Origin of the sequence: Flavobacterium bernardetii (assembly GCF_011305415.1) — a bacterium.
In the GTDB taxonomy this organism is placed as follows: Bacteria; Bacteroidota; Bacteroidia; order Flavobacteriales; family Flavobacteriaceae; genus Flavobacterium; species Flavobacterium bernardetii.
This window is the reverse complement of the sequence record NZ_JAANOQ010000001.1, coordinates 949,168-973,058: the sequence shown is the minus strand read 5'-3', so window position 1 is coordinate 973,058 and position 23,891 is coordinate 949,168. Positions and strand designations below refer to the sequence as shown.

Annotated in this window: 20 protein-coding genes; 17 read left to right on the top strand and 3 right to left on the bottom strand. The window is 31.5% G+C overall.

Going from position 1 to position 23,891, the window contains the following annotated elements:
- Positions 1 to 137: 137 nt before the first annotated feature.
- Both tsaE and porX read right to left on the bottom strand, forming a co-directional pair.
- Positions 138 to 554, bottom strand: coding sequence for a tRNA (adenosine(37)-N6)-threonylcarbamoyltransferase complex ATPase subunit type 1 TsaE (tsaE, locus tag G6N05_RS04745; protein WP_166125393.1), 417 nt, complete (start codon positions 552 to 554; stop codon positions 138 to 140).
- Between the two features lie 58 nt (positions 555 to 612).
- The gene (gene porX / locus G6N05_RS04740; RefSeq protein ID WP_166125392.1) at positions 613 to 2,166 is read right to left on the bottom strand and encodes a T9SS response regulator signal transducer PorX; all 1,554 of its coding nucleotides are present in this window, start codon (positions 2,164 to 2,166) and stop codon (positions 613 to 615) included.
- Between the two features lie 141 nt (positions 2,167 to 2,307).
- Between porX and G6N05_RS04735 the strand changes: the two genes are divergently transcribed.
- The 11 genes from G6N05_RS04735 (at position 2,308) to G6N05_RS04685 (ending at position 13,172) form a co-directional block, all read left to right on the top strand.
- Positions 2,308 to 4,047, top strand: a complete 1,740-nt coding sequence (locus tag G6N05_RS04735) for a T9SS type A sorting domain-containing protein (RefSeq protein ID WP_166125391.1) — start codon at positions 2,308 to 2,310, stop codon at positions 4,045 to 4,047.
- A gap of 159 nt (positions 4,048 to 4,206) precedes the next feature.
- Complete coding sequence (locus tag G6N05_RS04730; RefSeq protein ID WP_166125390.1) at positions 4,207 to 4,833, top strand: SOS response-associated peptidase; 627 nt, start codon at positions 4,207 to 4,209, stop codon at positions 4,831 to 4,833.
- Positions 4,834 to 5,188: 355 nt separating this feature from the next.
- A complete protein-coding gene (locus G6N05_RS04725) occupies positions 5,189 to 6,418 on the top strand; it encodes an HD domain-containing protein (protein WP_166125389.1) in 1,230 nt (409 codons plus the stop codon).
- 116 nt (positions 6,419 to 6,534) lie between these two features.
- Positions 6,535 to 7,554 carry a UDP-3-O-(3-hydroxymyristoyl)glucosamine N-acyltransferase gene (gene lpxD / locus G6N05_RS04720; RefSeq protein ID WP_166125388.1) on the top strand — a complete coding sequence of 340 codons (1,020 nt, stop codon included), beginning with the start codon at positions 6,535 to 6,537 and terminating at the stop codon, positions 7,552 to 7,554.
- 4 nt (positions 7,555 to 7,558) lie between these two features.
- Positions 7,559 to 8,953, top strand: coding sequence for a bifunctional UDP-3-O-[3-hydroxymyristoyl] N-acetylglucosamine deacetylase/3-hydroxyacyl-ACP dehydratase (locus G6N05_RS04715; RefSeq protein WP_166125387.1), 1,395 nt, complete (start codon positions 7,559 to 7,561; stop codon positions 8,951 to 8,953).
- Positions 8,954 to 8,955: 2 nt separating this feature from the next.
- Positions 8,956 to 9,741 carry an acyl-ACP--UDP-N-acetylglucosamine O-acyltransferase gene (gene lpxA, locus G6N05_RS04710; RefSeq protein ID WP_166125386.1) on the top strand — a complete coding sequence of 262 codons (786 nt, stop codon included), beginning with the start codon at positions 8,956 to 8,958 and terminating at the stop codon, positions 9,739 to 9,741.
- A 32-nt stretch (positions 9,742 to 9,773) separates the two neighbouring features.
- Positions 9,774 to 10,340, top strand: coding sequence for an elongation factor P (gene efp, locus G6N05_RS04705; RefSeq protein WP_166125385.1), 567 nt, complete (start codon positions 9,774 to 9,776; stop codon positions 10,338 to 10,340).
- Positions 10,341 to 10,349: 9 nt separating this feature from the next.
- Complete coding sequence (locus G6N05_RS04700; RefSeq protein ID WP_166125384.1) at positions 10,350 to 11,279, top strand: UDP-3-O-(3-hydroxymyristoyl)glucosamine N-acyltransferase; 930 nt, start codon at positions 10,350 to 10,352, stop codon at positions 11,277 to 11,279.
- Positions 11,279 to 11,641, top strand: coding sequence for a nuclear transport factor 2 family protein (locus tag G6N05_RS04695; RefSeq protein WP_166125383.1), 363 nt, complete (start codon positions 11,279 to 11,281; stop codon positions 11,639 to 11,641). The genes G6N05_RS04700 and G6N05_RS04695 overlap by 1 nt, the downstream gene beginning before the upstream one ends.
- A 76-nt stretch (positions 11,642 to 11,717) precedes the next feature.
- The gene (gene sucD / locus G6N05_RS04690; protein ID WP_166125382.1) at positions 11,718 to 12,590 is read left to right on the top strand and encodes a succinate--CoA ligase subunit alpha; all 873 of its coding nucleotides are present in this window, start codon (positions 11,718 to 11,720) and stop codon (positions 12,588 to 12,590) included.
- Positions 12,591 to 12,743: 153 nt separating this feature from the next.
- Positions 12,744 to 13,172 carry a hypothetical protein gene (locus G6N05_RS04685; protein ID WP_166125381.1) on the top strand — a complete coding sequence of 143 codons (429 nt, stop codon included), beginning with the start codon at positions 12,744 to 12,746 and terminating at the stop codon, positions 13,170 to 13,172.
- A gap of 57 nt (positions 13,173 to 13,229) precedes the next feature.
- Here G6N05_RS04685 and G6N05_RS04680 read toward each other — a convergent pair whose 3' ends face one another.
- A complete protein-coding gene (locus G6N05_RS04680) occupies positions 13,230 to 14,420 on the bottom strand; it encodes a cytochrome-c peroxidase (protein WP_166125380.1) in 1,191 nt (396 codons plus the stop codon).
- 133 nt (positions 14,421 to 14,553) lie between these two features.
- Between G6N05_RS04680 and fabG the strand changes: the two genes are divergently transcribed.
- From fabG to G6N05_RS04650, 6 genes are all read left to right on the top strand, one after another.
- The gene (fabG, locus tag G6N05_RS04675; protein WP_166077196.1) at positions 14,554 to 15,300 is read left to right on the top strand and encodes a 3-oxoacyl-[acyl-carrier-protein] reductase; all 747 of its coding nucleotides are present in this window, start codon (positions 14,554 to 14,556) and stop codon (positions 15,298 to 15,300) included.
- An 81-nt stretch (positions 15,301 to 15,381) separates the two neighbouring features.
- Complete coding sequence (locus G6N05_RS04670; protein WP_166125379.1) at positions 15,382 to 15,750, top strand: four helix bundle protein; 369 nt, start codon at positions 15,382 to 15,384, stop codon at positions 15,748 to 15,750.
- A 67-nt stretch (positions 15,751 to 15,817) separates the two neighbouring features.
- Positions 15,818 to 17,845 (top strand): hypothetical protein, encoded by a 2,028-nt coding sequence (locus G6N05_RS04665; protein WP_166125378.1) that lies wholly within the window; start codon positions 15,818 to 15,820, stop codon positions 17,843 to 17,845.
- Positions 17,846 to 17,861: 16 nt separating this feature from the next.
- A complete protein-coding gene (locus tag G6N05_RS04660) occupies positions 17,862 to 18,962 on the top strand; it encodes a VIT1/CCC1 transporter family protein (protein ID WP_166125377.1) in 1,101 nt (366 codons plus the stop codon).
- 100 nt (positions 18,963 to 19,062) lie between these two features.
- On the top strand, positions 19,063 to 19,401 hold the full coding sequence (locus tag G6N05_RS04655; protein WP_166125376.1) for a hypothetical protein: 339 nt from the start codon (positions 19,063 to 19,065) through the stop codon (positions 19,399 to 19,401).
- Positions 19,402 to 19,555: 154 nt separating this feature from the next.
- Positions 19,556 to 23,881 carry a CusA/CzcA family heavy metal efflux RND transporter gene (locus G6N05_RS04650; protein WP_166125375.1) on the top strand — a complete coding sequence of 1,442 codons (4,326 nt, stop codon included), beginning with the start codon at positions 19,556 to 19,558 and terminating at the stop codon, positions 23,879 to 23,881.
- Positions 23,882 to 23,891: the final 10 nt, after the last annotated feature.

Below are 23,891 nucleotides of genomic sequence, written 5' to 3'. Positions count from 1 at the left end.
AATTTGTAGCCAAATTAAGTAATTTTCTCAAATATGACAAATGTATAGTCATAAAGTTCTTAAGAAGTTTTTGAGAAAATATAAAAAAATAAAAATCAGCGTTTATCAGTTTTAATCTGCTAAATCCGTGTACCTATCTAATCATTTTTTAAAAGCAATTCTCTTTTTCCATTTGGTAAACTTCTAATTACAATCGATGCATGATCTAAAGGTAACAAATGCGGTACTTTTTCTGGCCATTCAATAAAACACCAATTTCCAGAATAAAAATATTCGTCAATTCCCATATCGTACGCTTCTAATTCATTATTTATTCGATATAAATCAAAATGATAAATAATTTCTCCAGTTTTAGACTCATATTCGTTAACTAATGAAAAAGTCGGACTACTAGAATTTCCTGTAACGCCTAATTCTTTAACTAATTCCTTAATTAAAGTGGTTTTTCCAACGCCCATTGTAGCGTGAAACGTAATTACTTTTTTTAAATTAGGTGTGGCTAATATGTCTTTGGCTACTTTATTTATTTCTTCTAAGGTAAAAGTTGCAGTCATTTTTTCTTTTATTTAATGGTGACTTCGAGAGCCTCAGTCACCATTTATTAAGATTTTATTATTTCGGATTTAAAACTATACATGGAATAATCATTTCTTCTAACGAAATTCCTCCGTGTTGATACGTATTTCGGTAATAACTTACATAATGATTAAAGTTGTTTACGTAAGCTAAAAAGTAATCGCTTTTTGCAAAAATATACGAACTGGTCATGTTAATCGAAGGTAAGCCAATTTTCTTAGGATCTTTTACAGCATAAACGTCTTTATCTTCGTAAGTTAAACTTCTACCGGTTTTGTATCGTAAATTTAAACTTGTATTTTTATCACCAATGACTTTTGATGGATTTTTACAATTAATCGTTCCGTGATCGGTTGTGATAATTAGTTTGAAACCCATTTGTTGCGCTTGTTGAATCATTTCTAACAACGGCGAATTTTTAAACCAACTCAACGTTAGAGAACGATAGGCTTTGTCATTTGAAGCAAGTTCTTTTACAACATCCATTTCCGTTTTGGCATGCGATAACATATCTACGAAATTGTACACAACAGTAGTTAAGTCGTTGTTTTTACATGCTTTAAAATTATCGACTAGTTTCTTTCCATCACGTAAATTGGTGATTTTATAGTATTCACTTTTAATATTTAAACCTAAACGTTTTAATTGTTCGTTTAAGAAATCGGCTTCATGTAAATTTTTTCCACCTTCTTCTGTATCATTTTTCCAATATTGAGGGAATTTTTTCTCCATTTCTAAAGGCAATAATCCTGAGAAAATCGCATTTCTGGCATACTGAGTCGCCGTTGGTAAAATAGAGTAGTAGTTGGCTTCTTTCTCCACTTTGTAATGATTAAATACAATGCTTTCAAAAATTTTCCATTGATCCAAACGTAAATTATCAATAACTACGAAAAGAATTGGTTTGTCTTTTTTACGAATTTCTGGCGCTACAAATTCACCAAATAATTTATGTGAAAGAATTGGTTTATCCGCTTTTTCATCGAACCAATCTTCGTAATTACGTTCAATAAATTTTCCGAATTGTAAATTGGCTTCTGCTTTCTGACTTTCCAAAATCTGAATTAAATTTTGGTCTTCAATAGTTTCTAATTCTATTTCCCAATACACTAATTTTCTGTAGAATTCTGCCCATTCGTCAAAAGAATTCACCATCGACATTTCCATGGCAATTTTTCTGAATTCCTTCTGATAATCTAAAGTTGTTTTTTCAGAAATTAAACGCGAATGGTCTAAGTTTTTCTTCAAACTCAATAAAATCTGATTAGGATTTACAGGTTTTATCAAATAATCGGCAATTTTACTACCGATAGCTTCTTCCATAATATATTCTTCTTCACTTTTTGTAATCATAATTACCGGTGTAGAAGATTTATATTCTTTCATTTCAGAAAGTGTTTCTAATCCCGAAAGTCCTGGCATATTTTCATCTAAAAAAACCACATCAAAAGCGGTTTCTTTATATAAATCAATTGCATCTTGTCCGTTATTGCAAGTAGTTACGTCGTAATTTTTCTTTTCTAAGAATAAAATATGTGGCTTTAATAAGTCGATTTCGTCATCAACCCAAAGTATTTTTATGTTGTTCATCGTGTCTCTGTTTTAAAAGTGCAAGTTACTATATGTTTAACGTAATTTTTCTTAAAAATTGTGTAAAAGTTTTATATTTGATGAAAATAGTATAAATAATTATTCTGATTTAAGTTAATTATTTTTACAAACTAATAAATTATGAAAAAACTTTTAACATATATTTTATTCTTTGCCGCTTTTAGTGCTTTCTCCCAATCTTTTCAATGGTTAAAACGAGGAGGTAGTGTAGAGAACCCATATGCAGATAATGAAGCTACTTACAGTATTGCTACAGATAGTGAAAAAAATTATTATGTATTATCAAAAGTAGCAATGAGTGGTTTAAATGTTGATGGTTATCCTAAAATTAATTTTGATAATCCAGGATCAACTCCAAAAGATGTAGTTTTAGCTAGTTTTGCTTGCGATGGCACTTATAGATGGAGTAAAATTTTTGGTGGCAGTGGAGATGAAACTATTAACTCAGTTGTGGTAGATAGCCAAGACAATGTGTATGTTGGAGGTAGTATGGGGGACTGTCATCCTTATCCTGGTACACCAACCGAGCCATATCCCTCACGTATTGATAGTGAGTATTTTTTTTCAAATACTGGTTCAGCTTGTTCCTTAACTTTTTTTGCTAAATTCAATAAAAATGGTGTTTTACAATATGTAAAACGACCTTCTCTACCTACACTTAATGGTAGTGGAAGTGGATGGACTTTTAACTTTCAGATGCAAAATGATATCATTTATTGGTATTTATGGTTGAAACCTGGTACTTACGCAGATGGTGGTTTTACTAATAGTAATACTGATTCATATACTCCTTATGTTTTAAAATATAATTTAGATGGCACATTTATTAGTGCGACTCAATTAGGTACAGTTCAAACTTATGATTCCTCGGTTGTAAAATATTATAGAAACCCTCACAATGGGTATTATTATGCTACTATAATTAAAGAAAGCTCTTTTAGCACTTTTTATATTAATGGACAGCCAATAGTGAATTTTGCGGCTTTGGTTTGTTATGACAACAATGGTACTTTTTTATGGAAACGCGAAAACACCTATACTGATTCAGGCTCAATGAAGTTTTTTGGTTTGGAATTTGACTCATTAAATAATATTTATATAGCGGGTGGAATCACTGGATTAAATATGGATTCCTTTTTAGGATTTAGTAATTCCTCGTTTGGAACTGCTTTTGTTATGAAAACGAATCCAACAGCTATAAGTTCTTTATGGGTGTCAAATCCTAATAATTCAGGTGGATTTGGAAGCTTTGCAGGTCTTTTAATAAATAATTCGGAAGTAGCATTTACAAGTGGTTTTGCAAGTTTATCTATGAATCTTACTTGGGGTAGCCAATCTATATCTGTTCCCGGAGCTAATCAGGGTTCAGATGTTTTATTAGCTCGTATTAATAGTGCAACTGGTGCTTGTTTGAGTTTGAATAAAATTACTAGTAATACACCTTCTACAGATTTTGGTGCTGCGATAGTAAAAGACGCTTCAGGTGATTATATAATTGGCGGTGGTTTTGGCGGTACATTATATGATGTAAACAATAACACTGTAGTCAATGAAGGTGGAGATTCTGATTTTTTTATTAGTAAATTTTCTACCCAAGCTTGTTTACCACTAAGTAGTGAAAGTTTTGAAGAAGCAAAAATGAACATTTATCCAAACCCAGTGCAAAATGTATTTACAGTTCCTGTAAAAGAAAACACTACTTATCAATTATTTACTCTAACTGGTGTTTTAATCAAACAAGGTAGCATTAATACAACTGAAAACACAATTTCAATTTCTGAATTTGCAAGCGGTTGTTATTTATTACACTTACAATCTGAAACAGGTAAAAGAGAAAGTGTTAAGGTGATTAAGGAGTAAGTAATTGTCATTTCGACGTAAGGAGAAATCACATAAAGTTAAAAAGTTTTCCTATGAATGAGATTTCTCCTTACGTCGAAATGACAAAGTTTGCGTTTAGTGTAATTTTTCTTAAAAATTGTGTAAAAGTTTTATATTTGATGAAGAAATTTATTTTTTATGTGTTTTCATTACAAACAAACAAAAGAAGGTTTAGTATTAGAAAAACAGTTTAATGCTAAGAAAAAACCAGGAATAAATATAGAACCTGTTGCCTATGTTAATGGTTTTGAACATCCTAAATCAGTTATTATTACAGATAAAAATCCAGATGTACTTGATCAGGGAATTTGGGGATTATTACCCAATTGGGCCAAAGATGAAAAGCATCAAGATTTCACATTAAATGCCAGAGTTGAAGATATTACAACTACTAATTCTTATAAAGACGCCATACAAAATAGATGTTTAATTGTAGCGGATGGGTTTTACGAATGGCAATGGTTAAATAAATCAGGAACCAAAAAAGAAAAATATGTAATTGAAATCGAAAATGAAAAGTCCTTTGCCTTTGCTGGAATTTATTGTTTTAATGAAAAATTAAATGCGCTTACTTTTTCCATGTTAACTACACAAGCTAATGCGTTAATGAGTGAAATTCATAATATTAAAAAAAGAATGCCGATAATTTTAAAGCCAAATGATGAAAAAGCTTGGTTAGCCGGAGCAAATTACAACGATTTTGCATTTCCGTATGAAGTAAATCTAAAAGCCACTTCTTTAGATGCTCAATTTAGTTTGTTTTAGATTTCGTTGTATTGAATTATTAATATTGTGGCTTATTTATTTTAAATAGGCAAAAGTTTTATATTTGATGAAAATAATCTTTATTATGAATTATAGTTTTTTATTAATTGGAATTATATGTTTGTTATTAAGTATTTGTCTTTTATTTACTAATAAATTTTATAAACGGAAGGAACGTGATATGATATGGGCTTCAGGTTCTAATTTTTATGGGAGTTCAATTGTTTTAGCAATTTTTGCAATATTAATATTGATTAATGAATTGAGAAAACTATTTTAACTAATAAGACTTAAACCAAATCATTAAAAAACATATTCTATTTTTTCTTACATTTGTTATACAAAAACATATTCTGTGAGCCAAATCAACAAATTAAAAATACTTAACGATCCTATTTATGGTTTTATAACCATTCCCAATACCTTAATTTACGATTTAATTCAGCATCCGTATTTTCAGCGCTTGCGACGCATTTCTCAAATGGGCATGTCGTATTTGGTGTATCCAGGTGCGCATCATACCCGTTTTCATCACGCTTTAGGTTGTATGCATATTATGCAAAAAGCCGTACAAACTCTTAAGTTTAAAGGTGTAGCTATTTCTGATGAAGAAGAAAATGCTTTATACGTTGCCATTTTATTACATGATATAGGTCATGGTCCTTTTAGTCACGCTTTAGAAAATAGTGTGGTAGAAGAAGTGCATCACGAAGAATTGTCGTTGTTGTTTATGGAGCAATTAAACGCCGAATTTGACGGAAAATTGTCATTAGCTATCCAAGTTTTTAAAGGCGAATACCATAGAAAATTCATGTTGCAATTGATTTCTAGTCAGTTAGATATGGACAGAATGGATTATTTAAAACGCGATAGTTTTTACACAGGTGTGAATGAAGGAAATGTAAATAGTGAGCGTTTAATTCAGATGCTAAACGTACAAGATGACGTTTTAGTAATGGAAGAAAAAGGAATTTATTCTATTGAAAAGTTCCTAATGGCGCGCCGATTAATGTATTGGCAAGCGTATTTACATAAAACCAGCGTTGTTGCCGAGTTGACTTTAACCAAAATCTTAAAACGCGCGAAAGAATTAGCTATAAAAGGCGAAGTGCTTTTCGGAAGTCCGTTTTTATTGTTTTTCTTGAATAACAAAATCGAATTAAATCAAATTGATAAAACGATCTTAGATAAATTTTCTAATTTAGACGATTATGATGTGTTGGGTGCGATTAAACAATGGCAATATCATGATGATTTTGTGCTGAGTTCATTAAGTAAAATGATCATCAATCGTAATCTACTAAAGATTGAGCTAAGCGAAGATAAAATAGATAAAATCAAATGGTTAGATTTAAAAGAAAAGTATGCAAAGCAATATAATCTTTCCGATAAAGATGTAGAATATTTTGTGTTTAAAGGAAAGATAAAAAACGAAGCTTACAGCAAATCATCAGAACCGATTCGCATCTTAAAAAAGGATAAAACTATTGAAACGGTTGTGGAAGCATCAGACCAAATGCATTTAAAAGCATTGTCTAAAACGGTAACCAAATATTTTATTTGTTATCCGAAAGTTATAGATTAAGGTTAATTTTTATATTTTTGCACAGATGAAATGGACAAAAATTAGTTTTTTTGTTAATGAAATAGAGAAAAAAAGCGAGTTCTATCTTATACAGATAGTAATTTTAAGCATAATAGATGAAATTTACAGCAGAACAAATAGCAGGCATTTTAGAAGGAGAAGTTATAGGAAATCCGAATGCTGAAGTATATAAATTATCTAAAATTGAAGAAGGAATTGAAGGTTCTTTGACTTTTTTAGCTAATCCAAAATATGTCAATTATATTTACACAACAGCAGCTACAATTGTTATTGTGAATAAAACTTTTGAAGCAGAACAAGAAGTAAAAGCCACTTTAATTAAGGTGGATGATGCGTATCAAGCTTTTTCAAAATTGTTAGAATATTACAATCAAGTAAAATTGATGAAGTCTGGAATAGAACAGCCTTCCATGATATCAGAAGGTGTTCAATACGGCACGGATTTATATTTGGGAAGCTTTTGTTATTTAGGCCAAAATGTAAAAATTGGGAATAATGTAAAAATATATCCAAATAGTTTCATTGGTGATAATGTGGTTATTGGAGATAATTGTGTTTTCTTTGCAGGCGTTCGAATTTATTCGGAAACGGAGATTGGAAATAATGTAACCATTCATTCCGGAACTATTATTGGTTCGGACGGTTTTGGTTTCGCACCACAAGAAGATGGAACGTATATTAAAGTACCACAAATTGGAAATGTAATCATTGAAGATAATGTGGAAGTAGGCTCATGTTCAACTGTGGATAGAGCCACACTAGGTTCTACAATTATTAGAAAAGGTGCCAAATTGGATAATCAAATACAAGTTGCCCATAATGTTGAAATTGGAGAAAATACTGTAATTGCAGCGCAAACAGGTATTGCAGGTTCTACAAAAATTGGTAAAAATTGTATGATTGGTGGTCAAGTTGGTATTGCAGGACATTTAGTAATTGGCGACAATATTAAAATACAAGCGCAATCTGGTATTGGTAAAAGCTTAAAAGATGGTGAAGTGGTACAAGGAAGTCCAGCCTTTAATTATGGTGATTTCGCAAAATCATTCGTACATTTTAAAAACTTGCCAAAAATTATAAAAGATTTAGAAGAATTAAAAAAAGATAATAAATAAAATCATGTTAAAACAAACGACTTTAAAAAGCGAAATTTCATTAACAGGTGTAGGATTACATACTGGTCAGGAAGTAACAATGACTTTTAAACCAGCACCAGTTAACAACGGATTTACATTTGTACGTATCGATTTAGAAGGTGCTCCAATTATCGAAGCCGATGCCAATTATGTAGTAAATACACAACGTGGTACTAATTTAGAAAAGTTAGGTGTAATGATTCAAACTCCTGAGCATGTATTAGCTGCTTTAGTTGGTTGTGATTTAGATAACGTAATTATCGAATTAAATTCATCAGAGTTACCAATTATGGATGGTTCTTCAAAATATTTTGTGGAAGCATTAGAAAAAGTAGGTTCAGTAGAACAAGAAGCAGAAAGAAAAGTATACGTTGTAAAAGATGTTATTTCGTATTTAGATGAAGCAACAGGTAGCGAAATTACTATCATACCAAGTGAAAGTTATTCGGTTACGGCAATGGTTGATTTCGGTACGAAAGTATTGGGAACTCAAAATGCCAACATGAAGAATATTTCTGATTTCAAATCTGAAATCTCAGCTTGTAGAACGTTTAGTTTTTTACATGAATTAGAAGCGCTTTTAAATAATGGTTTAATTAAAGGAGGCGATTTAAATAACGCAATTGTGTATGTAGATAAAGAAATTTCTTCAGAAACAATGACAAGTTTAAAGAAAGCTTTCAATAAAGAATCTATTTCTGTTACAGAAAACGGAATTTTAGATAATTTGACGTTGCATTTTCCAAACGAAGCTGCTCGTCATAAATTATTAGATATTGTGGGTGATTTGTCTTTAATTGGAACAAGAATTCAAGGTAAAGTGATTGCTAATAAACCAGGACATTTTGTAAATACTCAATTTGCGAAAAAACTATCAAAAATTATTAAACTAGAAGAGAAAAACAACATTCCAGTTTACGATTTACATAAAGAACCTGTTTTAGATATTCATGGAATTATGGATTTGTTACCACACAGACCACCATTCTTATTAGTAGATAAAATTTTAGAATTATCAGATACGCATGTAGTTGGATTGAAAAATGTAACTATGAACGAACCTTTCTTCGTAGGACATTTCCCAGGAGCACCAGTTATGCCAGGTGTTTTACAAGTTGAAGCTATGGCACAAACAGGAGGAATCTTAATTTTAAGTACTGTTCCAGATCCAGAAAATTACCTTACATTTTTTATGAAAATAGACAATGTAAAATTCAAACAAAAAGTTTTACCAGGCGATACCTTAGTGTTTAAATGTGAATTGATTACTCCAATCAGAAGAGGAATTTGTCACATGCAAGCTTATGCTTATGCGAACGGAAAATTAGTTTCAGAAGCAGAATTAATGGCACAAATTGTAAAAGTTAAAAACGATTAATTATGAATCAACCCTTAGCATACGTACATCCAGGAGCAAAAATTGCAAGAAATGTAGTTATCGATCCTTTTACAACCATTCATAATAATGTAGAAATTGGCGAAGGAACTTGGATAGGTTCTAACGTAACCATTATGGAAGGCGCTCGTATTGGTAAAAATTGTAATATTTTTCCAGGAGCCGTAATTTCTGCCGTACCACAAGATTTAAAATTTGGTGGAGAAGATTCATTAACTGTAATTGGTGATAATACTACAATTAGAGAATGTGTAACCATAAATAGAGGTACAGTTGCTGCAGGAAAAACAGTAGTTGGTAATAATTGCTTAATTATGGCAACGGCACATATTGCCCACGATTGTATTATTGGTGATAATGTAATTATTGTAAATGGAGTACTTTTAGGCGGACACGTAACTGTTGGGAATTATGCTGTAGTTGGAGGTTTATCTGCAGTGCATCAGTTTATTTCAATTGGAGATCACGCAATGATTTCTGGTGGTTCTCTATTACGTAAAGATGTACCACCTTTTTCAAAAGCAGCAAAAGAACCTTTGTCTTACGTTGGAATAAACTCAGTAGGATTAAGAAGAAGAGGCTTTTCGACTGAAAAAATTAGAGAAATTCAAGATATTTACAGAATCTTATACCAAAAAAACTACAATACTTCTCAAGCTATGAGTATTATTGAAGCAGAAATGGAAGCCACTACAGAAAGAGATGAAATTTTAGATTTTATCAGAAATTCTTCTCGTGGTATCATGAAAGGTTATACTGGAAGCGTATAAATTATTAAAAACATAAAATTAAAACAAACAAAATGGCAAGTACATCAGATATTAGAAATGGTTTATGTATAAAATTTAACCACGATATTTATAAAATTATTGAATTTTTACACGTTAAACCTGGAAAAGGACCAGCGTTTGTAAGAACAAAATTAAGATCATTAACTAATGGAAAAGTGTTAGATAATACTTTTTCAGCAGGTCATAAAATTGATGTGGTAAGAGTAGAAACTCAAACGTACCAATTTTTATATCCTGAAGGAAATGATTTTCACTTTATGAATATCGAATCTTTTGAACAAATTACCTTGAATAAAAACATTTTAGATGCACCAGATTTATTAAAAGAAGGTACAAATGTGATGGTTCAAATTAATACTGAAACAGATTTACCTTTATCAGTAGACATGCCAGCATCTATTATTTTAGAAGTTACATATACGGAACCAGGTTTAAAAGGAAATACAGCTACAAATGCAACAAAACCTGCAACTGTAGAAACTGGAGCAACAATAAATGTACCTTTATTTATTAATGAAGGTGATAAAATTAAAATTGACACAACCTCTAGTTCTTATATGGAACGTGTAAAAGAGTAATTGAAATAAATGAAATTTAACAAAACATACACCTTAAAACAAATTGCTGAAATCATCAATTCTAAGTATATTGGAACTGATGATTTTCCAGTTCGTGGTATGAATGAAATTCATGTGGTGGAACCTGGTGATATTGTTTTTGTAGATCATCCTAAATATTACGACAAAGCCTTGCAATCTGCGGCAACAATTGTACTTATTAATAAAGAAGTAGAATGTCCTGAAGGAAAAGCTTTATTGATTTCTGATGATCCGTTTAGAGATTTTAATGTGTTAACCAAATATTTCAGACCTTTTCAATTTTCAAATGTTTCTATTTCAGATTCAGCAAAAATCGGAGAAGGAACAAAAATTCAACCGAATTGTTTTGTTGGACATAACGTTCAAATCGGGAAAAATTGTTTAATTCATTCTAATGTTTCCATTTATGATAATACTGTAATTGGTGATAACGTAATTATTCACGCTGGAACTATTTTAGGAGCCGATGCTTTTTATTACAAAAAACGCCCAGACGGTTTTGATCAATTGCTTTCTGGTGGGCGAGTAGTGATTGAAAATAATGTTGGAATTGGTGCACTTTGTACAATTGACAAAGGCGTTACAGGCGACACAACTATCGGCGAAGGAACTAAAATTGACAATCAAGTTCATGTTGGACACGATACTGTAATCGGTAAAAAATGCTTAATCGCTTCTCAAACCGGAATCGCAGGTTGTGTAATTATTGAAGACGAAGTCACACTTTGGGGACAAGTTGGAACCACTAGCGGAATCACTATTGGAGCGAAAGCTGTAATTATGGGACAAACTGGCGTAACAAAATCTGTTGAAGGTGGAAAATCGTATTTTGGAACTCCAATTGAAGAATCAAGAGAAAAATTAAAACAACTGGCAAATATTAAACGAATTCCTGAAATCATACAAAAACTAAAATAATGACTCCAAAAGAAATTGTACAAGAATTATATGCTAATGATGGTTTAAGAAACAGAGATTTTTTAAATGATGTGCTACATGATAATGTGCTTTTAGAATGGCACAGTTCTGAAGGTTTATTAGTTAAAGATAAAAAATCATTATTAGATTTAGCTACAGAACTAAAAGACAATTTCTCTATTTTCAACTCAGAAATTTTACATTTAATATCTGAAAATGATTCAGTTTCAATTACTTTTAATCATTTTGGAGCAAGTATAGAAAATCAGAAAGATTTGATTTTAATCGGAAGATTTATCGCTATTTGGGAATTCGAAAACAATAAAATCATAAAAGGTTATCAAATTAGCCGACCAGCTTAAAAAAATATTTAAAAAAATTAAATTATTACTCGCAAAAAACTTACTTTTGCTCAACTTTTAAAAAACAAATAACATCATGAGTGTTTTAGTAAATAAAAATTCAAAAATTATAGTTCAAGGATTTACAGGAAGTGAAGGAACTTTCCATGCTTCTCAAATGATTGAATATGGTACAAACGTTGTTGGTGGAGTTACTCCAGGTAAAGGTGGAACTTTACATTTAGACCGTCCAGTTTTTAACACAGTAAAAGATGCTGTAAAAACTGCCGGTGCTGATACTTCAATTATTTTTGTTCCGCCAGCATTTGCTGCAGATGCTATTATGGAAGCTGCCGATGCAGGTATTAAAGTAATTATTTGTATTACTGAAGGAATTCCAGTTGCAGATATGATTAAAGCGTACGACTTTATCCAAGGTAAAGATTGTCGTTTAGTTGGTCCTAACTGTCCAGGTGTTATTACTCCAGGTGAAGCTAAAGTTGGTATTATGCCAGGTTTCGTTTTCAAAAAAGGAAATGTAGGTATTGTTTCTAAATCAGGAACTTTAACATATGAAGCTGCTGACCAAGTAGTAAAACAAGGTTTAGGAATCACAACTGCTATTGGTATTGGTGGAGATCCAATTATTGGAACTACAACTAAACAAGCTGTAGAATTATTAATGAACGATCCTGAAACAGAATGTATCATTATGATTGGTGAAATTGGTGGTCAATTAGAAGCTGATGCTGCGCATTGGATTAAAGCTGATGGTAACCGCAAACCAGTTGTTGGTTTTATCGCTGGAGAAACTGCTCCAAAAGGTAGAACAATGGGTCATGCTGGTGCGATTGTTGGTGGTGCAGATGATACTGCAGAAGCTAAAAAACGTATCATGAGAGAATGTGGAATTCACGTAGTAGATTCTCCTGCAGAAATTGGTAAAAAAGTAAAAGAAATTATGGGATAATATCCTGTATTTAAAATACATAGTAATAAAAGCTCCTTTTTATGGAGCTTTTATTAATTATATTAATCAAGTTCACAAAACAATTTTTTGCCTTTGTGAAAATTCAAACAATATCACTTAGCGCCTTTGTGTCTTCGTGGCAAATTAAAAAAAATGGAAAAAGAATTAAAAAAATACAAATCAACAAATAGTTTTTTATTTAATACAGATTTAAATTTAGAAGAAGTTTGTAATGCTCCAGATGGTGCAAGTGGTGTTTTCTTAGTGTACGATACAACTAACGAAGCAAAAGAACTAATCATGGTTGGTTCAACTGGAACAGTACAAAACGATGGAACTTTAAAAGTAAAAAGCGGTGGTTTGTACGATAAAATCGTAAACGGACACCAATTTGCTAAAACAGGAAGAAAATATTCTTGGCCAGCACAAATGAAAAAAGAAGAAATTGAATCTTTAGAAGTTGTTTGGTATGAAACATTTACTGAAAAAGTAAAAGGTATTCCAACATTTGTAGAAGCAACAGTTTTACAAAGTTATTTAGATGAAAATGGTGCACTTCCAAAATGGAATGTAGCTTTCTAAGTAATAAATAGATATGATAAATCCCGCTCTAAAATAATTAGAGCGGGATTTTTGTTTTTAATTAAAAGGGTTTGACCATTTTGTATTCGTGTAAACATCAGTTCCAGAAAGCGTTCTTAAAAACGCAATTACCGCATTTACTTCTGTTGCATTTAAGTTCAATTGTTGTCCAAATCCGCCTGGTGTTAATCTTGGGTCTAAATTGGTATTTCCTGGTGCAATTGTAATCGTACCATAATGTCCAATCGCCGCTTGAAGTGAAGTAATTACTCCAGTATGCATTATTTGTCCATTTAAAGTACCATCGACTTTTACTAAATCTCTTAAAGAAGGAGCTCTAGTATTGGTAATATCAATTCCAACACCTGAAATAGTTCCAATTATACCGTTGTTTCTAGAATTAGGATCAATATCAAATTCTGGAGCTCTATGACAGCCTGCACAACCAATTCCACCTCCAGTTCGCACACCAGATGCATTAAAAGCTGGAGGAGTTAAAAACAAATTTTTACCTTGATTTTCTTGAGCTGTAAAATTAGCAAAATTCACACCATCATTTGGGGCGCTTGCTCTTCCAATGTCATATTTAGAATCAAAAGATTGGATACTTCTTATGAATTGTGCCAAAGCAAATTGAATTTTAGTTTCCGTAATTTCTTCAGAACCATAAACAAATTTGAATAATTCTTTATAATAATCAACTGCAGATAACTTTATAATCAAATCATTAAAAGATAAATCTCCACCAGTGCCACTAAATCCCATTTCACCATGATCTTTAATTGGCATCGTAGTTTGAATTTCTAAACTTGCCGCTCTTTCATCCCAAAAGAATTTAGATTCCGTAGCAAATCGAGTATTAATCAATCGCATCGAATGTCTTCCTGTTGTTCCGTTTACTCCCGTACTAGCAACAACATTATCACCAAAAGCAACTTCTTGTTTATGACAACTTGAACAAGAAATAGTATTGTTTGCTGACATTTTGGTGTCATAAAACAAAACTCTTCCTAAAGTCGCACCTTTATCTGAAATTGCATTTAATCCGCTATTGTCTTTTGTAATATAAGCTGGGATGGTTTGATTAGCATAATTGGCTAAATTCTTCAAATCTACTGAGCTACCAAATTCTGCTTCAACCGCAGGATAAGTTGCTGTAATTTCAGTATAAGTTTCTTCATTAGTATCATTACAAGAAGATAAAGTAACAATAAGTACACAGAATTGTAAAATTTTAGTTAGTTTCATAAAAGTAAGTTTAGGTTGGTAAGGATTAGACTAACAAAAAACAAAAAGGTTTAATACAAAAGATGTTTTTTATTACTTTAAATTATTATTATATTTGACTTTTATTAGAAACTAAAAATTTAATTAATATAATATGAAATTATTAGAAGGTAAAGTTGCTATTATTACTGGCGCTAGTAGAGGAATTGGAAGTGGAATTGCAAAAGTTTTTGCACAAAACGGAGCAAATGTTGCATTTACATATAGTTCGTCTGCAGAATCTGCGTTGGCTTTAGAGAACGAATTAAACGCTTTAGGAATTAAATCTAAAGGATATAAATCAAACGCTGCTGATTTCAACGAAGCTCAAAAACTAGTTGATGATGTAATGGCTGATTTTGGAAATATCGATATTTTAATCAACAATGCCGGAATTACAAAAGATAATTTATTAATGCGTATGTCTGAAGAAGATTTTGACGCCGTAATGAATATCAACTTAAAATCGGTTTTCAATATGACAAAAGCAGTTCAAAAAATCATGCTTAAAAATCGTAAAGGTTCTATCGTAAATATGAGTTCTGTTGTTGGAGTAAAAGGAAATGCTGGTCAAGCCAATTACGCGGCTTCTAAAGCTGGTATGATTGGTTTTACTAAATCTATCGCATTAGAATTAGGTTCACGTAACATTCGTTGCAACGCTATCGCTCCAGGTTTCATTGAAACTGAAATGACTGCTAAATTAAACGAAGATGTAGTAAAAGGATGGAGAGAATCTATTCCATTAAAACGTGGTGGAACTCCAGAAGACGTAGCTAATGTTTGTGTGTTCTTAAGTTCAGATATGAGTGCTTATGTAACAGGACAAGTTATTAACGTTGATGGTGGAATGTTGACTTAAGATTGTAAAAAAGGTTTAAAAGTTTATATGGTTAAAGGTTTAAAAGGTTTTGTGTTGAAAAATTGTAAATATTAAATTGCAATGAGAATATTTAGTTTTGAAAAGTTAATAGCTTGGCAAAAAGGTAGAGAATTAGCAATTTTGATTTACAAAACAACTAAAAATTTTCCAAAAGATGAAATATTTGGTTTAACCAGTCAAATGAGACGTTGTTCCATTTCAATTGCATCAAATTTAGCGGAAGGCTCAGGAAGAAGCTCTATGAAAGATAAAGCCAGATTTTCTGAAATAGCTTATAGTTCTTCATTAGAGTTATTAAATCAAGTTATTTTAAGTCACGATTTTGAATATGTAGATGAAAATCAATACATTCAAATTAGAGAAAAAATTACAGAAGTAAATATGCTAATTGATGGCTTACATAAGTCACAAGTTTCAGCTATAAAATAATTTTCACACAATCCATAACCACAATACCTTTTAAACTTTTAACCATATAAACTCATAAACTAAATAAATGACAACAAGCACCATTCTTTTAATTCTACTTTCAGTAATTATTTCTGGAGCTGTTGCCTTTTACCAATATTTATTTAAAGCCGATAACCAAAACAAAACAAATTGGTTATTGGCTTTTTTGCGTTTTATTTCGGTGTTTTCTTTGCTTTTATTGCTAATTAATCCAGTAATTTCTAGAAAATCGATTGAAACTAACAAAATCCCACTTGCCATTGTCGCAGATAATTCTCGTTCAATATCCGAATTAAAAGCCAATGATGTAGAAAAAGAAGTATTCGAAAAATTAACTTCCAATTCAGCATTAAAAGAAAAATTCGAAATTCAAACGTATTCTTTTGATGAAGAGTTTTTTGCTGGTAAACCGCTAGATTTCAAAGGAAATCAATCTAATATTGACAATGTTGCTACGAATTTAAAGCAATTGAACAAAAATACTTTTTATCCTGTTGTTTTATTAACCGATGGAAATCAGACTATTGGAAACGATTATGTATATAGTTTTCAAGAAACAGCAAATGTTTTTCCAGTTGTTTTAGGTGATACAACCACGACTTTCGATATAAAAATAAATCAGCTTAACGCGAATAAATACGCATTTCTAAAGAATAAATTCCCAGTGGAAGTGTTCTTGCAATACAATGGAAGCAAAGCCATTTCAGCGAATTTTTCTATTGAAAAAAATGGTAAGAAAATCTCAAGTCAAGCTATTAATTTCGATAAAAAGATTAAAGTACAATCGGTTCAAATTTTATTAGAAGCGGATAGAGTAGGATTGCAAAAATATAAAGCAGTAATTTCTTCTGCAACGAAAGAAAAAAACACGTATAATAATGTCAAAAATTTCGCAGTTGAAGTAATTGATCAAAGAAAAGAAATCGCTATCATTTCGGATATTTCTCATCCCGATTTAGGTGCTTTAAAGCGCGCAATTGAATCTAACGCACAACGTAAAGTAACTTTGCTTAAAACGAATCCAGTCAGTGATTTAAAAAAATATAACTTATTAGTTTTATATCAACCAACAGCTTCTTTTAGAAAAGTTTTTGAGGCAAATAAAAACTTAAGAATAAACACGTTTACTATAACCGGAATGTCTACTGATTTTAATTTATTAAATCAAATGCAATCCGATTTAGAGTTCCGATTAACGAACAAAAAAGAAGATTTCACTTCGTCATTTTTGACTGGTTTTAATCTTTTTGCACAAAACGATATTCAGTTTGCTCAATTGCCACCGTTAGAAAATCCTTTCGGAAAAATTACGGAAAAAGGGAATTTAAATACTTTATTAACTGCCAAAGTAAACGGAATTGATGTTGGAAATCCTATCTTAACTTTTTCAGAAAAAGGAAACAGTAGAAGTGCGTATTTATTAGGAGAAAACTCTTGGAAATGGCGAATGGAAAGCCATGTTATCAATCAATCTTATGAAAAATACGATCAGTTTATTGATAAGATAATTCAATATTTATCTACAAATTCGGCTAAAAAATCACTTTTAGTAGAACATGAAAGTTTTTATAATTCTGGTGAAACGATTGAAATTTTCGCGCAATACTTCAATAAAAGCTATGAATTGGAAGAAAACGCCAATCTTTCTATCAACCTAACGAATAAAAACACGAAGTCGACCAAAAACTATAATTTCTCTAAAGCCAATAATGGTTATCAAGCTATTTTTGACGGTTTAGAACCAGGAAATTATGCGTTTAAAGTGAAAGAATCAACTAGTAATGCGAGTTATAACGGAACTTTTGAAGTGTTAGATTTCGATGTAGAAAAACAGTTTGTGAATCCAGATGTATCGAAATTACAACAATTAGCCAATCAGAATAAAGGAGAAGTTATTCATCCAAACCAAATCGATAAATTGATTCAGAAATTACTTGAAAAAGACACCTATTTACCTGTAGAAAAGTCACTTATCAAAAATTCACCACTTATTGATTGGATTTTTTTATTGATTATTTTAGCCGTATCTTTAACTACAGAATGGTTCACCAGAAAATATAACGGATTATTATAATATTATAAATTCACCTATGATTAGTTTAAAAAGTATTCAGACTGAAATCGACGCGAGTTATTTATATGGTATTTTAGTCGAAAAGGAAGAGGATGAAGCTGTTGCTGAAGTTTTTAAGCAAATGAGTGAAATTGAATACAGTCACGCTGTGGCTTTCATTCAAAAAAATAATCTAACGGAATCCGATTTGCCATTACCTTCATTTCGAGCAAAAACTATTAATTCTATTGGAAAAATTTTTGGTTACGATTATATTTTGGGTATTTTGTTAGATACTGAAAAAAGTATTTCAAATTCAGTTATTGGTGCCAGAAAAAAATATAGTTCTGCACAATCTATCTCTGATACAGCACACGTAACTATTTTAAAAAATATTCTTGAAAACAATACTAAAGTTTCAGGTTCTAACTTAGCACGTTTTGAAAAAAGACATCGTTCTGTTGGAGGAAATGCTTTAAGAGCTGCTGTTTTAGGAGGAAATGATGGTTTAGTTTCCAATTTTAGTTTGGTCATGGGAATTGCTGGCGCCACTAGTGGTCAAAGTGAAGTTTTATTAGCGGGTTTAGCAGGTTTGTTGGCTGGAGCTTTGTCAATGGCTTTAGGTGAATGGATTTCTGTGAAAAGTTCGCAAGAATTGTACGAAAATCAAATGCAATTAGAATTGGACGAATTAGAAGCAAATCCTGAAGGTGAAAGAAAAGAAATTGCTCTAATTTATATGTCGAAAGGAATTCCGCAAGAACAAGCGAATCAAATGGCAACAGAAATCATTTCAAATAAAGAAACTGCTCATGATTTTTTAATAAAAGAAGAATTAGGAATTAACTCAGAAGATTTAAAAGGTTCAGCAATGGAAGCAGCCATAACTTCTTTTGTGCTTTTTGCTATTGGAGCAGTAATTCCAGTAGCTCCATTTTTCTTTTTTGGTGGAATGAAAGCTGTGATTATTAGTACATCATTAAGTGCTGTAGGATTATTTTTAATTGGTGCTATCATAACTTTATTTACAGGAAAAAGTATTTGGTATTCTGGATTTAGACAAGTTCTTTTCGGATTATTAGCAGCAGCTATTACTTTTGGAATTGGTAAATTAATTGGAGTTTCTGTAATTGGTTAATTTTAACTTAATTTTTTAATGTTTTAGGTAAGATTTAACTAATTTTGTACAAGTGAAAAAGTATATAACTATATTTCTATTATTATGTTATATGTTTTCAATGACTGAATTACATCAGATTTTGAAAGCTCCATTGCTTGTGGAACATTATTACGAGCATAATGATAAAGAAGAATTATCAGTACTTACTTTTTTAGAAATGCATTATTTAAACGGAAATGTGAAAGATGCAGATTACGAAAAAGACATGAAATTACCTTTCAAAAGTTTCCAAGACAATCATCCAAATGTGGTTTTAAGTTTACCTGAAACTACTAATTTTTTCAATTTTATCGTTTATTCAGTTTCAGTACAAAAACCTTTTTGTTTTGAAAGTCAAGTAAATACATCCAGTTTTCTTACTTCTATTTGGCAACCGCCGAAAACTATTTTATCGTAATAAATTATATCACCTGCTATAGTTGATAATTTTATTATTCATATGTTTAAAATTTATTTTTTAGTTGTAACATATGTATCACCTTTTTAATTAATTGGTGTTTGCTTGCGCAAACTTTTTGTTATTGGTGATTTCATAAATTAAAAACATTCTCATGTTAAATAAAATAATAGAGCTTTCTGTAAAGAATAAACTCATCATTGCGTTATTTACCCTTGCATTAATAGCTATTGGTATTTACAATGTAAGAAAATTGCCAATAGACGCAGTTCCAGATATTACTGATAATCAAGTTCAAGTTATTACTATTGCGCCTTCTTTTGGAGCTACTGATATTGAACGTTTAGTAACTTTTCCAATTGAACAAGTCAATAACAACATTCCTGGATTAAAAGAAATTAGAAGTTTCTCTAGATTCGGATTGTCATTAGTCACCATAGTTTTTGATGACGATACAGATATTTATTGGGCGCGTCAACAAGTTTCCGAAAGGTTGCAACAAGTCCAAAGCCAACTTCCAAAAGGAATGGGAACTCCTGAATTAGGACCCGTTTCTACAGGTTTAGGAGAAATTTATCAATATGTTGTACGCCCAGAAAAAGGCTACGAAAAAAAATTCGACGCTACAGAATTAAGAACCATACAAGATTGGATTATTAAAAGACAATTATCTGGTGTAAAAGGCGTGGCTGAAGTCAGTAGTTTTGGTGGAAAACTAAAACAATTAGAAATCAGTATTCAACCAAATAAATTAAAAGCACACGGCATTACGATTAATGAAGTTTTCGATGCTTTAGAGAACAATAATCAGAATACAGGAGGAAGTTACATCGAAAAGAATGAAACGGCCTTATTCATTAGAACAGAAGGTTTACTGCAATCTAAAGAAGATATTGAAAACATCGCGCTAACTTCAAAAACTGGAAATCCTTTATTTTTAAAAGACATCGCAGAAATCAAAAACGGATTTGCTACTCGCTACGGCGCGATGTGTTATAACGATCAAGGCGAAGTTTCTGGAGCTATTGTGATGATGCTAAAAGGCGCAAACAGTAGCGAAGTTATCAAAAATGTAAAAGAACGAATTGCTCAAATTCAAAAAACACTACCAAAAGGTGTCATCATCGAACCTTTTTTAGATCGAACCAAAATGGTGAACAACGCCATCGGAACGGTTGAAAAAAACTTAATTGAAGGAGCTTTAATCGTAATTTTTGTTTTAGTACTTTTCTTAGGAAATTTTAGAGCTGGACTTCTAGTAGCTTCCGTAATTCCATTAGCGATGCTTTTTGCGATTATAATGATGAATTTATTCGGCGTAAGCGGAAATTTGATGAGTTTAGGCGCGTTAGATTTCGGTTTAATTGTCGATGGCGCCGTAATTATTGTCGAAGCCGTCATACATCAAATTTATTCGCATCATAAAAAGGAAAATGCCATTGCCTTAACGAAAGAAAATGTAGATCACGAAGTGGAATCCTCTTCTAAAAAAATGATGAACAGTGCCGTTTTCGGACAAATTATCATTTTAATTGTGTATTTACCTATTTTTTCACTTGACGGAATCGAAGGAAAAATGTTCAAACCAATGGCGCAAACAGTTGCTTTTGCTTTAATTGGCGCATTTATCTTATCACTAACTTATATTCCAATGATGAGCTCAATTGTGTTGAAAAACTTAAAACACAATCCAAATAATTTCTCTGAAAGAATGATGGCGTATTTGGAAAATATCTACCAAAAACGATTAGTTCAAGCGATTAACAACAAAAGAAAAATCATTATTTCAACAATTGTCGTGTTTTTTGCTTCGATTGTAGTGATGTCATTTTTAGGTGGAGAATTTATTCCAGCTTTGGAAGAAGGTGATTTTGCTGTCGATACAAGAGTTTTAACAGGAAGTAATTTAAATACGACAATGGCTTCGACACAAAAAGCCGCTAAAATCTTAAAAGACAGATTTCCAGAAGTTGAAAAAGTAGTGACTAAAATCGGTAGTGGTGAAGTGCCAACCGACCCTATGCCAATGGAAGCTAGCGATATGATGGTAATTCTGAAAGATAAAAGTGAATGGACTTCCGCTTCAACTTTCAATGAATTATCCGAAAAAATGAGCGAAGCTTTAAAAGATGTTCCCGGAATTACAGCCGGATTTCAATATCCAGTTCAAATGCGTTTCAACGAATTAATGACGGGTGCACGACAAGACGTTGTATGTAAAATATTTGGAGAAAATTTAGATACGCTTTCTATTTATGCTAGTAAAGTCGGAAAAATTGTAAAAACCATTCAAGGAACAAAAGATTTATACGAAGAACCAATCGGTGGAATGCCACAAGTGGTTATTAACTATAAACGCCCAATAATGGCGCAATATGGTTTAAGTGTAAATGAAATTAATAGAGTAGTGAATACCGCTTTTGCTGGGCAAACTGCAGGTTTACTTTTTGAAGGTGAAAAACGATTTGATTTGGTAGTGAAATTAAGTAATACAGAGAAAAAAGACTTAATTGACATCGAAAATCTATTAATTCCAACCAAAACGGGAACAACTATTCCGCTTTATGTTTTAGCTGATGTTAAAATTATTAGCGGTCCAAATCAAATTCAACGTGAAGATGCGAAAAGAAGAATTGTAGTAGGATTCAATGCCGATAGAGATGTACAAAGTTTAGTGGGCGAATTAGAAAAAGAAATCAATGCCAAAATTAAATTTCCACCAGGTTATTATATTACGTACGGCGGAAGTTTCGAAAACCTAAACGCTGCAAAAGACAGATTGATGATTGCAGTTCCTATATCTTTACTTTTAATCTTTTTGATGTTGTATTTTGCTTTCAAATCAGTTAAACAAGCCTTGTTAATTTATACGGCAATTCCTTTATCTACAATTGGTGGAATCTTATTTTTAGCCGCTCGCGGAATGCCTTTTAGTATTAGTGCTGGAATCGGATTTATCGCTCTTTTTGGTGTCGCCGTTTTAAACGGAATTGTGCTTATTGCCGAATTTAATTCGCAAAAAGCTAGCGGAAATTTAGATACTATTAAAGTTATTATGAACGGAACTAAAAAAAGATTACGACCAATTTTAATGACGGCATTCGTAGCTTCATTAGGATTCTTACCAATGGCAATCAGTAACGGTTCTGGTGCAGAAGTACAACGTCCGTTAGCCACTGTAGTAATTGGTGGTTTACTAATTGCAACATTTTTAACCTTGTTTATTTTACCGATTTTATACTTGGTATTCGAACAAAAAACAGAAATAAAAATGAATAAAAATATAGTAGTATCTGTTTTACTTTTATTAGGAACTTCGACTTCATTTTCACAAAATAAAATGACATTAGAACAAGCCTTAACCATCGGAATTTCAAATAATATTCAATTGAAAACCGAAAAACAAAAAGCGGAAGCCGCTAAAGTTTTAATTCGTTCTGCTAATGAAGTACCGAGTTTAAATTTAGTTGGAGAAATCGGTCAATTAAATAGTGCTTACACAGATAACAGGTTTGGCGTTTCTCAAAATATTAGTTTTCCATTTGTAAACGCTAAGAAAAAAGAATGGTTCGAAAAACAAGCTGAAATGGCTCAAATGAACTATAAATTTTCAGAAAATGCCATAAAAAAGGAAATTACGCAAGCTTTTTACGATTTAGTAGTGGTTTCAGAAAAAGAAAAAGTAATAAAACAAACGGATTCTATTTTCGCAGCTTTTATCCAAAAAGCTAATTTGCGATTGAAATATGGGGAAAGCAATGCTTTAGAAAAAAGTTCAGCGGAATTGTATATGGTAAAGATTAAAAATCAAGTCAAATTAATTCAGGAAGAAAAATTCAGAGTGGTGGCTCAGTTACAATATTTACTACAAGTCACTGAAAATATTGAACCGATTTATAAATCTGCCAAAATTGAAAATTTACCTTCACAAGATTTTGTTTCGAATAATGTTGCGTTGCAAATGTTAGCATTGGAAAAACAAGCTAATTCTTCAGTTTTAAAAATAGAGAAGTCAGCTTTAATTCCAGATGTTGCGGTCGGATATTTTAGTACAACCATGCAAGGAAATGGCGCAGATAATAATTTTTATGGGAAAAACGACCGATTTCAATCGTTTCAATTGAGTTTAGGAATTCCTGTTTTTAATTCGGCCAACAAAGCCCGACAAAAAGCAATTCAAATGAACGAAACCATTTTAACCGATAAAACAACGATGCAACAACAAGAATTGCAAAAAATATGGAATACATATGCAGTGAAACAAGCTAATAATCAAGAAGTTTTGACTTATTACGAAACGGTTGTTTTGCCAAATACCAATTCAATTATCGCAAATGCGAACAAACAAATTTTAAACGGAGATATCAATTTTATGGAATGGTCGTGGACAATGAACCAAGCGCTTGAAGCAAAATCAGATTATTTCGATAAAATTCAATCGTACAATAACAATATCATCCAAATCTTGTATTTCAATTAAAATTTAAATC